This is a genomic window from Bradyrhizobium lupini (assembly GCF_040939785.1).
GTDB lineage: Bacteria > Pseudomonadota > Alphaproteobacteria > Rhizobiales > Xanthobacteraceae > Bradyrhizobium > Bradyrhizobium canariense_D.
Window position 1 is genome coordinate 2,776,165 of sequence record NZ_CP162553.1, and the last position, 14,501, is coordinate 2,790,665.

8 protein-coding genes and 3 pseudogenes are annotated in these 14,501 nt (G+C 58.7%); 6 read left to right on the forward strand and 5 right to left on the reverse strand.

Annotation, left to right across the window (positions count from 1 at the left end):
- The first annotated feature begins 45 nt into the window (after positions 1 to 45).
- A complete protein-coding gene (locus tag AB3L03_RS13230; RefSeq protein ID WP_368509052.1) occupies positions 46 to 336 on the forward strand; it encodes an NUDIX domain-containing protein in 291 nt (96 codons plus the stop codon).
- A 778-nt stretch (positions 337 to 1,114) separates the two neighbouring features.
- Here AB3L03_RS13230 and AB3L03_RS13235 read toward each other — a convergent pair.
- Positions 1,115 to 1,381 (reverse strand): hypothetical protein, encoded by a 267-nt coding sequence (locus tag AB3L03_RS13235; RefSeq protein ID WP_368508776.1) that lies wholly within the window; start codon positions 1,379 to 1,381, stop codon positions 1,115 to 1,117.
- Between the two features lie 140 nt (positions 1,382 to 1,521).
- Here AB3L03_RS13235 and AB3L03_RS13240 point away from each other — a divergent pair, with 140 nt between their 5' ends.
- The 3 genes and pseudogenes from AB3L03_RS13240 to AB3L03_RS13250 form a co-directional block, all read left to right on the forward strand.
- Positions 1,522 to 2,568, forward strand: coding sequence for a LysR family transcriptional regulator (locus AB3L03_RS13240; RefSeq protein ID WP_368508777.1), 1,047 nt, complete (start codon positions 1,522 to 1,524; stop codon positions 2,566 to 2,568).
- A 109-nt stretch (positions 2,569 to 2,677) separates the two neighbouring features.
- Positions 2,678 to 4,077: pseudogene (locus AB3L03_RS13245) on the forward strand (aspartate ammonia-lyase).
- A gap of 1,062 nt (positions 4,078 to 5,139) precedes the next feature.
- Positions 5,140 to 5,543: pseudogene (locus tag AB3L03_RS13250) on the forward strand (transposase); the annotation flags it as partial.
- A gap of 86 nt (positions 5,544 to 5,629) precedes the next feature.
- Here AB3L03_RS13250 and AB3L03_RS13255 read toward each other — a convergent pair.
- Positions 5,630 to 6,496 carry an MATE family efflux transporter gene (locus AB3L03_RS13255; RefSeq protein ID WP_368508778.1) on the reverse strand — a complete coding sequence of 289 codons (867 nt, stop codon included), beginning with the start codon at positions 6,494 to 6,496 and terminating at the stop codon, positions 5,630 to 5,632.
- Position 6,497: 1 nt separating this feature from the next.
- Positions 6,498 to 6,995 (reverse strand): MATE family efflux transporter, encoded by a 498-nt coding sequence (locus AB3L03_RS13260; protein ID WP_368508779.1) that lies wholly within the window; start codon positions 6,993 to 6,995, stop codon positions 6,498 to 6,500.
- A gap of 752 nt (positions 6,996 to 7,747) precedes the next feature.
- Between AB3L03_RS13260 and queD the strand changes: the two genes are divergently transcribed.
- Positions 7,748 to 8,110, forward strand: a complete 363-nt coding sequence (gene queD / locus AB3L03_RS13265) for a 6-carboxytetrahydropterin synthase QueD (RefSeq protein WP_368508780.1) — start codon at positions 7,748 to 7,750, stop codon at positions 8,108 to 8,110.
- A 1,225-nt stretch (positions 8,111 to 9,335) separates the two neighbouring features.
- Here the strand turns inward: queD and AB3L03_RS13270 are convergent.
- Entirely contained in the window at positions 9,336 to 12,440 is a 3,105-nt protein-coding gene (locus AB3L03_RS13270) for an efflux RND transporter permease subunit (protein WP_368508781.1), read from the reverse strand.
- Positions 12,441 to 13,027: 587 nt separating this feature from the next.
- A complete protein-coding gene (locus tag AB3L03_RS13275) occupies positions 13,028 to 13,471 on the reverse strand; it encodes a hypothetical protein (RefSeq protein ID WP_368508782.1) in 444 nt (147 codons plus the stop codon).
- A 440-nt stretch (positions 13,472 to 13,911) separates the two neighbouring features.
- Here AB3L03_RS13275 and AB3L03_RS13280 point away from each other — a divergent pair.
- Positions 13,912 to 14,076: pseudogene (locus AB3L03_RS13280) on the forward strand (IS256 family transposase); the annotation flags it as partial.
- Positions 14,077 to 14,501 lie beyond the last annotated feature (425 nt).

Sequence of the window (14,501 nt, forward strand, 5' to 3'; positions counted from 1 at the left end):
AATGTCGCACGAAACCTTCCGCTGGTACGCGAGCTTTGGACCAAAATGTTCGTGCAGCCCGGCGGACCGGTCGAAGGGGGTGAAACACCACGCCAGGTTGCCCGAGAACTCGTTGAGGAACTCGGCATCGAAGTTTCTGGCGATGTACGCGAACATCTCGGGGGATTGCGCCGTTGCGGCATTGCGAGGAGCATTCGGTCGAGCGGTCTACCGACTGCGGGACACTTTTGCACTCTTTCCACACAACAATGTCTCTGTCCTGAGATTACCCCGCATTCTAGCATCATAATTGACGCTACCCGACAGACGGGCAAGCTCGCCTTCTTCATCCCGTGAGCGTCCTCACGCTGGCGTGTGACGCGCTTCTCAATGATCGGTCCTATCGCGCTCAACCGAAGGCGCTCTTTGCTGGCTCTTCCGAGGCGCTGCCGAGCAGCTGAGCCATCATCGCCTTCCTGCGCGAAATGAGCAAGCTGATGACGTCTACTTGCGTGCTTTCCTGATTGAGCGCTCACCAGCATCACAATGGCATTCCAGCCAGCGACTTCGATCAATTGCGTCCTTAGACCCACTGGGATCTCAAAGCCATGGTCTAGAACTGGGCTTACTGTCAATGAACTCGCATGATGGTGCCGAAGACGAGACGCAAGATCGGCGCGGCCTCTAGATCAAGTTTACGCTCTTGAGCGCATTGTGGCAGGTCGCTTCACTCGTTTCGGGATGGCCGTCGCATTGGATCATAGGCCGGTGGTGGGACGTGTCTGCGGATACCCATATCCGCGAACTCGCACGCACCTACACATCGATGCCCGCGTCGGCCAAAACCACAGGCTCAAGAGGGAGCTCATGCGCGGCGGCCTTCGCATCAACTTCTGACCTCGTGGACAAAGGCGGCGCACTCATCGTTGACAAGAGAGAGGCGCGGCTACGTCCATGATCCAATAGGTGCGTGCACGAAAATCGAGCTGTTCCAGAAGCTCCTAAAATCGGGCTGCAGGGCGGAGGACTCAAAACTGCGGACCGCGGAGCGGCTCGCTAGTTTGATGGCGGTCGTCTGCCCTCTCAGCTGGCGCGTCCTCTGGCTCATCATGCTCGATCGTACGGCCCGGACGCATCACCGAAGATCGCCTTCACGGACACCGAGATCGTATTGCCCGATGAACTCATCAAGGACGTCGGCATTCAACGAGGTCGCCTTGGAACCCCCGCATTCTACTTGACCGAACTTGCACAATTGGGTGGCGACCTGGCCAGGGCCGCAGATCCGCCACCCGGAAATGTTGTCATCTGGCGCGGACTCTCCAGACACCGGATCGAACTCTGCGCCGAAATTGGAGCGGTTGGAAATGTCGATAAATGAAGTGTCATCGAACAGTTCCACCGCTGCGGCTTTGGAATCGGCTGTTTGCGCAGTAAGCGCGAGTTTCCGGTGCGCCAACCTGTCGAGTAGATTGACTCGCCGCAACTGAGAAAACGGACTAGTGGCACACCCGATAAAAATCCATTAGCGTTAGGCTTCCTATGTTTAGTTTGCCTGATTTGCGTGTACTGGAAGTCGCGGCCGTCGTCATCGAAGAGGGCAGCATGAGCGCGGCCGGCCTCAGACTTGGCATCACTCAATCGGCCGTTTCACAAGCGATGAAGCGCGCGGAGGCGCATATTGGCGCGTCCCTCGTCCGTCGCGATCGTCGTCCCCTTGGGCCCACGGAGGCGGGGCAAGCTCTGCTCACCCACATGCGCGAGATAACCCTGCGCGTCGGACGAGCTGTCGAGGAAATGCGGGCCGCCGCAGCGCGTCCCGAACGCGAGGACCTTCGGCTCGGGATGATCGACACGTTCGCGTCCACAGTGGGACCACTGTTGGTCCGCAGCCTCATGGCGGGTTCAATCGCGCTTCGCGTGAGCGCATATTCGGGGCTGGTACCCGCGCATGCCGAGGCATTGATGCGCAACGGGATCGATGCAGCTGTCACATCGGATCCAATGGAGGGCGTTGACGAAGTTACCCGCTTACCCCTATTGCGCGAGCCATTCCTCCTGGTAGCACCGATTGCCTGGGCGGATACTCTTCGCGATCGTCCACTGGACGACCTACTACTCGAGCACCGACTTATCCGCTACACCGCGCGTTCGCACATGGGAACGCAAATTGAACGTCATCTCCGGCGTCTAAGGATAGAGCATCCGCAGACGATGTCGTTCGAGACGTCGGACTCGCTGCTCTCGATGGTCGCCAATGGCATGGGCGTGGCGATTACAACACCCCTGTGCATATTGCAGGCTGCCGTCCATCGACCGGCGCTCGAAGTCATGCCATTGCCGGCGACCGGCCTCTCGCGCACGATCGCGTTGGTGACTAAGCAAGGCGGATTAGGCACGTTGGCTGCGCGAATAGCGGATAATACTCGTGTGCTCCTGCGGAACTGGACCTTGCCCCAGATCGCGGCTCAAATTCCCTGGATGGCTCGTTCCGTCGGCAGCATCGTGTTGGATCCGCTCGCTCACGAGGACGCCGCCTGCCGGTTGCGTTGCGGGTGGCTCCACCCGGACTCTCGACGAACAGTATAACCCTAATTAATCATACTTATCAGCCTCCATAACATCTCCGATCTTAGCTTTAACTCTCGCCCGTCTTCGGAGAGAGTTGTTTGCGTAGCGTCCGAACCCGGGATCAGAGATGTCAGCGACTCGCACCGAAATAGACAGTCTAGGAACGCGCGAGCTGCCGCTGCGCGCCCTGTACGGCTTGGCCTCCCTGCGTGGGAGCGAGAACTTCGACATCTCACTCCAGAAGCTCGGTGATCAGCCGGCACTTCTTCGGGCACTAGCGCGCATCAAGCGCGCTGCCGCGGCGGCGAACCGTGAGCTCGGAGCCCTCGACGCCAAAGTAGCAGGAGCACTAATCGCGGCTGCGGACGAGGTCATTGCTGGTAAACACGATGGGCAGTTTATCATCGATTTGCTCGAAGGCTCCGGCGGTACATCGATCAACATGAACATGAACGAGGTTCTGGCGAACCGGGCCCTGCAAATTGTCGGTGAAAAGCCCGGCCGGTACGACGTGATCCACCCAAATGATGACGTGAACCTATGCCAGTCGACGAACGATGTGCTGCCCTCGGCGTTCAAGTTGGCGGCGCACGAAAGGTCCGGCGATCTGGTGGGTGCGCTGGAACAGGTGGCGGCCGCTCTTTCGGAGCGGGCCATTGTATTCGCTGACGTATTGCGCGTCGGCCGCACATGCATGCAGGCCGCCCAGCCGATGACGCTCGGTCAGGCGTTCGGCGGTTACGCATCAGCGATCAAGCGGCTCTCCTTGAAGCTGTCCGTGGCGCGCCAGGAATTGATGGTGCTTCCCCTCGGAGGTACTGCGATTGGCACCGGGCTCGGAGCAGTGCCGGGCTATCGCCGTGCCGTTTATGGACATCTTGCGGCAATCTTGGGCCACGCGGTACGCCCAGGCGACGACATGTTCGATGCCATGCAGAACGCCGACGCCTTCGCACGCGTGTCGTCGGAAATCCGCATCGCAGCAGAGGTAATGGCGAAAATCGCCTCTGACCTGATCATCCTTTCCTCTGGCCAAATACGGGGCTTGGCGAATTGCGGTTGCCCGCTCTCCAGCCCGGTTCTTCGATCATGCCAGGTAAACTCAATCCAGTCCTGCCGATGATGATCCAGCAAGTTGCGTTCGCTATCGTGGGCAACGACGCCGCAGTATCTCTCTCAGCGTTGAGCGGCCAACTCGAAATCAATCACTTCGAGCCAGTCATCGCCTCGCGCCTGTTCGATTCGATCGAGCTTTTGACGCGATCGGCCAGAATATTTGCCGACCAATGCATCTCGGGGATCCGGGCAGACCGGGAACGGTCGCTCAGCAACTTGATGCAATCTTCGGCTCTTGCGACCGTGTTCGTACGGCGCCTTGGCTATGAACAGGTATCGACACTTGTGCTTACAGCCGCTGAGCAAATGCGGCCCTTCATCGAAATCGCGATCGACCGCGGACTTCTGAACCGTAGCGCGGTTTTGCAGATGCTGCACGAGAGCACCCGTTATCGCGAGAATGCCGCATGAGCCGCGATTCTGCACTTGCCCTTGTACGCGAAGGGCTCACGAGCATGCCGCGAGTCGATGCACAACGCCAGAGGATCAACCTACGAAGGTCATGCCACAGCCAACTCGCCATCGCCCTGTCTCCAACCCGATGCGGCAGATGAGACGATGCGCCGCGATCGAGAGGCCGCTTGTTCATAGGTCAGTGCTCCGGCCTCTCTTCAAGTCGTGCTTATACGGACGCGCCTGGCCGTAGTGCCAGGGGCAGTGATGGGCAAAGTCAGCAAGCACGTAAGACATCGTCGATAACGTATTCTAACCGTTCGCGTGGGGCCGTCCTGGCCTCCGCCAATCTTCACATCCTGTTCGGCCGGTAGCCCGATCAAGATGTGCAAGTTCTCCGATAGCTGGTTACGGCCTGATTCACCTGATGATACATTCACGAGGCGTGATCGAGTCCCGCAGGTTCGAACACGGGCCCAACATTTTTTCGTTCGTTCGCTGCCGTATTCAAGACGGCACTGAGGCACGCGAAATCCATCCGATGCCGAGAGGCAGCTGCGCATCCGTCGTATCGACTGGGCCCAGCTGAAGTTTCCCCACTCCCAGCCGTTGTTTATGTCGTATGCGACATTCGGTTTGAGTATAAGGTAAGGTCAATCAAGATGCTCTGGCTGTAGGCCTTGTCGATGACCGTGCCAGTGTTTACCTGGTTTGTAGCAAAAGTTAGCATCACCTTTTGTATTGGCGCCTTTGCATTTAGCTGCTTGCCATAGAGTGGCAAAGCGCAAAGGGGGTTCGCATTTCCATTCACCAATTCGGAAACGCCGCATGTTACTGGTGTGACAGTCAGTTCTCGATTGAGATCACCCCCGCTTCACGGCCGACCACATTGCCACTGCCTTGGGGCGCTTCGACTTCCCGCCTTTGGGCGATATCAATGCCGTAAGAGCTGACGCCCTTAATTTGGCCGTTAGGGCGCGCAATCGGGCCGCCAAGCAGTTTGGAGTGGCGATCAGCACGGCGATCGGCTGGATGAAGCGGGTCGATGAGACCGGCAGCGTTGCTCGGGGCCAGATGGGTTGGAAAACCATTACCTTTCTGGCGGCCCTGCGCCATGACCGGATCGACGCGCCATGGTTCATCGAGGGACCAATCATGGCGTGAGCTTCCGGATCTATGTGGAGAAGGTTCTCCTGCCGACCCTTCGGCCCGGCGACATCGTCGTCCCGGACCATCTCGGCAGCCACAAAAGCAAAGCCGTGCGCCAGCTCATCCGCTTCGCCGGAGCAAAGCTCTTCTTCCTGCCAAAATACTCACCCGACCTGAACCCCATCGAACAAGTCTTTGCCAAACTCAAGCATCTGCTCCGCAAGGCAGCCGCACGAACCGTCGATGCGGTCTGCGCCGCCATCGGCGAACTCCTTTATGCATTTACACCCGAAGAATGCGCCAACTACCTCAAAAACTCAGGCTATCGAAGCTAGTCCCATCACGCTTTAACGGCGAGCCTCCCAGGAGGCTAGCGCCCAATGCTCTGTGCCTCGATCATATCCGTTCTCAGCTCAACCCGCTATCCCGATCGCTCTTGAGGACCGTGCCGGAGCGCTCGTCTGAGCTCGCCGAACTGGTTGAACATGACGATAAGAGCGATTATTCCAGCGCCAAGCTCTGCGAGCGCTTGACTGGCTAACAGTCCGTTAAGACCCGCTACCAGCGGGAATAACAGTACGGCCGGTATGAAGAGATACCCCTGCCTGGCCAAGGACACAATTGCACTGAGGCGCGCTCTCCCAAATGACTGAAGCATTGCCGTCACGAAACTCTGCACCCCAAACAGTCCAAAGAAGAGATGGAACACGATGCAGGTCGAGACGGCAAGTTCGGTGACGTACTCGTTATCGCTAAATAGGCTCACCAAAGGCCTCGCAAAAATCACAACGGCCGCAGAATACAGCACCGAGAATGCGATCGTCACGAAGAGCATGAATTTCGCAGCCCTCAATATATGAGCATAGTCGCGTGCGCCCCAACCGAAACCCAGGATAGCTTGAGCGCCAATACAGAACCCGGTGATAGGCAGTGCGCCGACCATCAAGATACGCACAGCTATTCCAACCGCGGCGATGGAATCGTCGCCGAACGGCGCAGCAGCTCCGTACAAGAGCATAACGGCAAGAGCAGATAAGATACTCGTCATTGTCGCCGGCGCGCCTACCAACGCGAGCTGTCTGATGCGATCTGCTCGCAATGATATGTGAGATATCCTGACGAGAACCGTCCCGCCAAGCTTCGTAAAATACGCGATATACAGTCCGACAGCAGAGATCTGAGACACCAGCGTTGCGAGGGATGCGCCTCGCACGCCAAGGTCAAGTGAAAATATGAAGACGGCATCAAGCACAGCGTTCAGGATAAACGCGGTCATCATCACCCACATGCTAAATCGTGTATAGCCTTCGGCTCTTACACCCGCTGACGGTATTTAGTAGCATCGGGGTGTACCCCAACAAAACCGTTCCCGCGTAGTCGAGCGCCACGGGCATGATGGTTGGGGTAGCTCCGAGCGTTGCAAATATCCCTGGCAGATTTGGAAGCAGAGTGAGGGTGACTGTGACACCGATCGGAGCGGCGAGCGCGAGTGCCGTGCTTGCGCCTCGACTCGCTTCTAGGTACTCACGAGCGCCCAGATGACGAGATATGAACGACGCTGCTCCAACACCGATCCCCTGTCCGGCTGCGGCGAGCAGGACCACGATCGGCAAGGTCATGCTAACAGCTGCGATCGCCTGCGCGCCTAGGGCGCCAACAAAGATCGCATTGACGACCTGCTGCAGCGCATGGATCGATAATCCAACAACAGACGGAATGGCGAGCCGCAGGATAAGACTCAAGAGATTCTGGTCCGATAGATCGACGTGCTGTTTTTTCTTTGGCATCACATTGCGCTTGCTGTCGAGGGCGAATTCTGTATCGGTCCATTCACGGACGAGTGAACTTTTCCAAATTCGACGATGGCGTACTCAGCGCAATCCTCTCCGGATCTGCTCTGGCACGCCGTGATCGCCTGGATATGTTGACGTTTTCAAAGCTGATTTTTGCCTGGGCATACGCCTCCCGTCAGTTGTAGCGAATACTGACTGAGGTGTTCGAGGGTAGCCCCCAGGTTCTGCTAGTCATATTGTGCCGTTCCGCCCTTTGGTTGAGCATCGTGCCGGTTGCGTTCACTTCTCGGGATGATGATCGGCGGGGAAACGCGGCCAGACCCTAGAGCCTCAAGTTGGTTTTGGCATCTACCGGATCTTGTAGTAGACGCTCCATCATCTGCATGGCACAAGCAATGAACGTGCTCAGAACCACTGTGGTGGTTCGATGATGTCCTGCAATCTGTACACGATATCGGGTTCCTCAGCGCGATCGAGACGAACGGCAGGCTGCCGGCCCCGGCCAGCGTGGTGACTGGATTTGCGTCAGTAAATCGCGCCGCGCTGGCCGTCACTCGCGGACACGAACTGAAAATTCGTGTGGCCGCAACCGGCAGCCTGCCAGACCGGTTCGATGAGCGTGGCTTGGACATTTCTGCTTCGATCGAAAGACCGCCCTGACGCCGTCGAGCGGCGGGCTATCTCGTACTGCTTGGCTCAGCCGAAATGGCGGCTCAGCGTGCAGTCCCACAAACACTCGGCATCACATGAAGATATCGCAAGCATTTAAGTTCGAGGCAGCGCACCGACTTCCAAACGTCCCGCAGACACATCGCTGTCATCGGGTGCATGGTCATTCCTATCGCGTCGAGGTCGTGCTGAACGGGGCCGTCGATCCGCACACCGGATTCGTAATGGATTTCTTCAACATGGAGGAAGCGTTTGGCCTTCTTATAAAGAAGCTCGATCACGATTGCCTGAACGACGTCCCGGGACTGGAAAATCCGACGGCAGAAAATATCGCCATCTGGATCTGGGAGCACGCGAAACCGCGCCTCGCCCAACTCTCGAGCGTGAGGGTGTACGAGACGACGGATAGTTGGGCGGAATATGACGGGCCCGATCGCTGAATTCAGCGCTCATTTGGGACTGTGTCGATGCGGCGCGCCTGTCGTTCTTCGGCTCAGAAGCGGACTTGCTCGATCTGCGATTCGGCTCTTCATCCGCCTCGCCCGCGGCCAGATTTCCGCGCTCACAGAAGAGCCCTTGGATCCGACGGGAGCGCCCGGTTTGGCTATGATGGCCCATCACGTGACCGCATTCGAAAAGCTTCCGGCCAAACGATTCGGAATCCCGCGTTGTGCTAACCGCCGGAACGATTTGAGGGGATTCGTCCTGAGGAGCGAATTCGATGCTGATTGTACCGGCGAGACGACCCGCCATCCCCGACGCTGCGGCTGGGCGACTTCGTGCTGCAGCAGGTCGGCGCTAGCCGCCAATGCGAGGAGCACGGGTGGATGCAAGATCGCGCAACCCGCATGTGCGCGAGCTCGCCGTAGACATCGCCGTCAATACCCCCCGTTCGACACTTCGACGGGCGAAGCCTCAATTGAAGCTGGCGAGGTGCCGGACTCGAGCGTCCGCGCTGACTGGTCACGGATGCATCCCTTGGCCGACTGGTTATTTCCACCCAGCCGATAGCTGCGGACGTAAACCGGACGAACAGCTGTCCACAGGAACCGATGCCTCGCCCCGCCGCATCCGATTGAGTGCAGTCAGGCCCGCACCGACCGCGGGTTCATCCCGGGAGCCTACGATCCCCAAACCTTAGCCGAAATGGCGGCCGCGCTCGAGCAACCGCCGGACTATCGCGCCTTGCGCCGGCTCGTTGCGCGCCCAGAATTCGCGCGAATTGAATTTCTTGGCAACTATCCTCTTGCGAGTTATGCTGTCCTGATGTCCGGCAAATCACGTGGCGGTGGCCTGCTCGATCAGGTAACAACAGCATCCGCCTGTCGGAGCAGAAACGGATCCGCGACGCGCTCTTCGCCGAACACATGATTCCCCCAAGGTTCGCACCACCGGTTTGAAGGTCCGGACGCGCAAGGGCCCGTGAAACCCTCCCAGGCATCCGTCGCTCACCACATCTGCACAATGAAGCGGCCGTATTTGGTCGCGATGTAGTCCTTCACCTCGGGCAAGCAGTAGATCGAGACGAAGCGCAGCAACCGCGGATCATCCTTCCTGTCCGCCGCCATGAACTGCAGGCACCCAGTGCGATCAAGTTACCGCGGTCGGCGAGCAGCGCCCCTACGCTAGCGGAGCGATCGAGCAAACCCGAGTTGATCGCTAGGATCATCGCTTGGCCAGGTGGGCATCGGATGCTCCGATGAAGGCGAGCTCGGCGGCGTTCTGGACGTGATCGGAACTCGCGTCGGCGCGGTGATCCGACGCGATCGCGACATAGAGCGCCGGCAGCACGAAAAGCGTGAACAGCGTGCCGATGGACATGCCCGCGACGACCACGAGCCCGATCGAGAAGCGGCTCGCGGCGCCAGCACCCGTTGCGGTCAACAAAGGTAAGAGGCCCGTGACCATCGCCGCCGTGGTCATCAAGATTGGACGGAGGCGGACGCGCGCCGCCATCTCGATGGCCGAGCGGGGATCGAGTCTCTCCTTGAGCTGCAGCTGATTGGCGAACTGGACCATCAGAATACCGTGCTTGGATATCAGCCCAGCCAATGTCAACAGTCCGATTTGGGTGTAGATGTTCATCGTCGCCAAGCCAAAGAATAGCGGGATTAAGGCGCCGGCGATTGCCATGGGAACGCTGAACATGATGATGAGGGGATCGCGCAGACTTTCGAACTGCGCCGCAAGCACCAAGAAAATGACAATGAGTGCAAACGCAAAGGTGATGACCAGTTTGTTACCCTCCTGCACATATTGACGGGCGTCCCCGAGGAAGTCGTGGCTGAACTCTGCGGGCAGTTTCATTGCCTCGCTCTCGAGGAAGTCCACAGCCTGACCGATCGTGACGCCGGGCATCGGTACGGCTTGGAAGGTCGCGGAGTTGAGCTGGTTGTAGTGGGTGAGTGCGTTCGGATCGGTCGCAGTCTCGATGGAGACCACGGTCGATAGCGGCAGCATCGAGCCCGCCGCTGCCTTGACATAATAGCTCCCAAGTGATTCCGGCGTCAGGCGTTTCTCGCGCGGCACCTGCGGGATCACTTCGTAGGAGCGACCCTGCAGGTTGAAGCGATTGACGTAGTTTCCGCCAAGGAGGGTCGCGAGCGCGCTACCGACGTTCTGCATGGTGATGCCAAGGTCGCTCGCCTTGGATCGATCGACCTTGATTCGCACCCCCGGCTGGTTGAACTCAAGGTCAGAGTCGCTGACCATGAACAGACCGCTCTCGCGCGCGACATCCTTCAGCTTCGACATCTGCTCGTAGATGTACTGGAAACCGAGCGTCGACTTGATCACCATCTGCACTGGTAAGCCGCCCGAACCGCCCGGAAGCGGCGGCAAGCTAAAGGCAAATGCGTTGATGCCTTCCAGTTTGGACAGCTCGGCCTGGACCAGCGATTTCAGAGCGATCGATGAGCGCTTGCGCTCGGCCCAAGGCTTAAGCAACATCCCGGCCATGCCGCCCTGCGGACCGCTGATGCCGTTGAGCACGAAGCGAAAATCCGTCTCGGGAAACTTCTGGAGTGCCTTGTCGAGCTTGGCGCCGTAATAATCCAGGTAATCAATATTGGCGTATTTCGGCGCTTTTGTCAGTGCGAATACGATACCCTGATCCTCCTCGGGTGCGAGTTCCTTGGAAGTATGCATATACAGAAAGGCGACGAGGCCCAGCATGGTCAGCGCAAACAGCCCGGTAATCGGGCGATAGTCGAGCGAGCGGTCGAGCTTGCGGCCGTACCAGCGCGTCACGGCGCTGAACACACGATTCACAAACTTTGCAAACCGCCCCTCTTCAGCGCTCTTCAGGAAGACCGCGCACATCATGGGCGACAGCGTCAACGCGATCACGCCCGACACGATCACCGAACCCGCCAGTGTAAACGCGAATTCGCGGAACAGCGCGCCGGTGAGGCCGCCGAGAAAGCCGATGGGGGCGTACACGGCGGCCAACGTAATCGTCATGGAGAGGACGGGGCCGACGATCTCGCCCGCGCCATTTGTAGCGGCCTGCGCGGGCGACGCACCTTCTTCCATATGGCGATGAACGTTCTCCACCACGACGATTGCGTCGTCAACCACGAGACCGATCGCAAGCACCATCGCAAGGAGGGTCAGCAGATTGAATGAGAACCCCAGCGCCAGCATCATACCGTAGACGCCAATAATGGACAGCGGAATGGTGACGACCGGAATGATGACAGACCGCAGGGAGGCCAGGAACAGGAAGATCACCAACATCACGATCGCGACGGCCTCAAGGAGCGTCTTCTCCACCTCGTCTATCGATGATTGGATGAACTTGGTGGAGTCGTAGGCCACTTCCATCTTCAGCGATGGCGGCAGGCTGCGCTTCATTTCTGGAAGCAGTGCCCGAACGCCTCGCGCTATGTTCAGTGGATTACCTTCTGGGCTCGCCTGCACGGCGACGAAGATCGCGTGTTCGCCGTTCATCGCGACGCTGGCGTTTGTGCTCTGCGCCGCAAGCTCGACTGTCGCGATGTCCTCCATGCGCACAAAGCCGCCGTCGTTGGCTTTGACGATCATGCGCTTGAAGTCATCAACACTCCGCAGATCAGTGTTGACCGTGACGTCGGAGAGAGTGAAATAGCCCTTAGTCTGGCCGGCCGCAGCCTGGAAGTTGTTGGCCGCGATTGCAGCCGAAACATCAGCTGGCGACACGCCGTGGCCCGCCATTCTCGCGGGATCGAGCCATAACCGCATCGCAAAACTCTGGCCGCCGAGGATGTCTGCTGCTGCGACGCCGTCTACAGTTGACATAATCGGTTGCACCACGCGCGAGAGATAGTCGGAGATCGCGCTGGCCGTCAGTTCTTCGCTGGAGAAGGCGATATACATGACAGCTGTAGTCTGACCGGCAGATTTGGTGACGACCGGATCGTTCGATTCCTTAGGGATTAAATATTTGACCGAGTTGACCTTGGAGAGCACTTCAGTGAGCGCCTCGTTGGGCTCGAAATTGAGCTTGATATAGACCTGGATCGTCGAGGCACCGAGCACCGAGGAGGACGTAATGTAATCAACGCCTTCGGCCGAAGCGAGCGCTTGCTCAAGGGGCGTGGTGATGAACCCCTGGATCATGTCGGCGGAGGCGCCAGGATAAGAGGTTGTGATATTGACGACCGTGTTGGTCAGCTTAGGATACTGCCGGATTGGCAAAACGGTGGCCGCACCAATGCCGGTCAGCAGGATCAGGAGACTGACGACGATAGACAATATCGGACGTTTGATGAAGAGCTCGGTAAATGCCATCGCGATGCTCGCATTCAAGAGACTGACGGAAATTCGCCAGTAAGCCAGGCTACAGCAACAGTCATCAACGCGGCGACTGTGGGTAGGGGCACCTTCTCAGGGTAGAGCCCCATGTTTCTCTTAAGCTAGCAACCGCCCCGGGGGGCCGGCTCGAACCAGTAGAGCTGAGCCTCTGGGCAAAGCCGCAGACAATGTAAAGAGTCAGCTCCGTCGTAGCAGCCGATGTCCAAGATCACTGGGTCTTGCTTCTGGAGGGAGCACACAATGTGCTGATGGACCTCCAACGCGGAAGTGGGCTGACGTATTTCCATTTAACCTCGTCCCACGCGTCAATGGCAGCAATGCCTTGCAGCACACTTATCAACTCAGCTTAGGATTTCGCGCCGCCCCACCCTTCGGACGATCCAGCTTCGACGCTGAAACTACAGACAAGCCGACGGGCAGCTCAACTCTACAGAGGTAAGCGGGGGATATAGAACGGGTTGCATAACCTATACCAACGTTTGTCGACGAGCGACGCCCGCATGAGCCGCGCGAGACTTGTGATGTTGCTCGAGAGCACAGGCGTTTCCCTTCGGTCTTGTGCTTCACGATGAACCGGCCATCTCGGGTCCGCCCGCAAAGTAAGTGAACCCCAGGAAGGCGAAGGTCTCGGCCACCCTCGCTGCGCGGCTGACGCGGGAGGGCCGCGAACCGCGCCAAACTCGATCAACCGGGTTTTGTCCGCATGGAGCGTCGGCCAGTCGCGCCTTGAGGGCCAAGAGCATTTCCTGGGTATCTGCCTTGCTCTCGAAGCCGATGACGAAGTCGTGCGCAAAGCGCACGGTCACAACGCGACCGCGTGCATGGCGACCACTCCAGTGGTCGACCCAGAGATCGAGGATGTAATGCAGGAAGATGTTGGAAGGAGCGGACTGATCCTGCCCTTTGCGGCGTGTGTCTTGCTTCTCGCCGCTCTCAAGAACGCCAGCTCGCAGCCGCAGCTCGATGAGCTGCAGGATACGAGGATCGGCAATCCTGTGCGCCACCATCCGCAGCAGCCACTCGTGGTCGACCGAATCGAAGACACTGGATATGTCATGATAGCCGGATGCAGGGTATCAAGCTCCATCTGAGGATTCCGCCCCGGCCGGAAGCCGTAGGAGAACCCGAGGAATTCGACCTCATAGGCGGCGCTCAACACCTCGGCCACCGCGCTTTGGACGATCTTGTCCTCTAGCGGCCGGCACACCGAGAGGCCGCCTACCCCCGTCGGCTTGGGGATGTAGACGCGCCGCACCGGCTGTAGCCGGTAGGGACAGTGTGGACCCGTGCCCAGAGATCGCGGATTGGTCCGTGAGCCCCTCTTCGTACTTTGCCTCCGTTGTCCCATCGACCTCCGCGCCGGCCTGCCGGCTTTTGTCGGCGAAACGCCCGAAGCAGATCGTCTTTGTGGATGTGGTGCGGCAAGGCTGTGAACCGGTTTGGACATATGGTCGGCATGTTCCCCAAGGAGAATGCCATGGTTCGCCTCATTGGAGCGGTCCTGCTCGAACAGAACGATGAATGGGCCGTCCAGCGTGCCCGTTACATGACGCTGGAAACCATCGCGCCTTTGAGCGATGATTCGAGCGTCAGCCTTCCGGCTGCCAGCTGACCGGGCCCGGCTCTCTTGCCGGCGAACCGGTTGCCCGAGCGCCAGTTACAGCATGCTGAGAAACACGAGTATTTCTGACAGTGCTTTTCGCGCGCTACTGCGGAGCTCACGAAGACGCGATTGCTAGCTCTTGGAGCCTCGACGCAAGAGCGATCGAACAAGCGGAATAAGAAAAGACCCAATCATCGAAGGCTCCTTGGGCTCGGACCACCGCGTCTGGGCTGAACGTACAGTTCGCCGGGCTCTGCGGCAGCCACTACAATCTGTGGGGAACCGAGGACGGCTCCTACGCACCCGCACCCGCACCCGCACCCGCACCCGCACCCGCACCCGCACCCGCACCCGCACCCGCACCCGATAACAAACTTACGCCGCCGCCACCCGCAAGTATTTTTACTCCGCTTTGCTTAGCATTTCTACTCTGG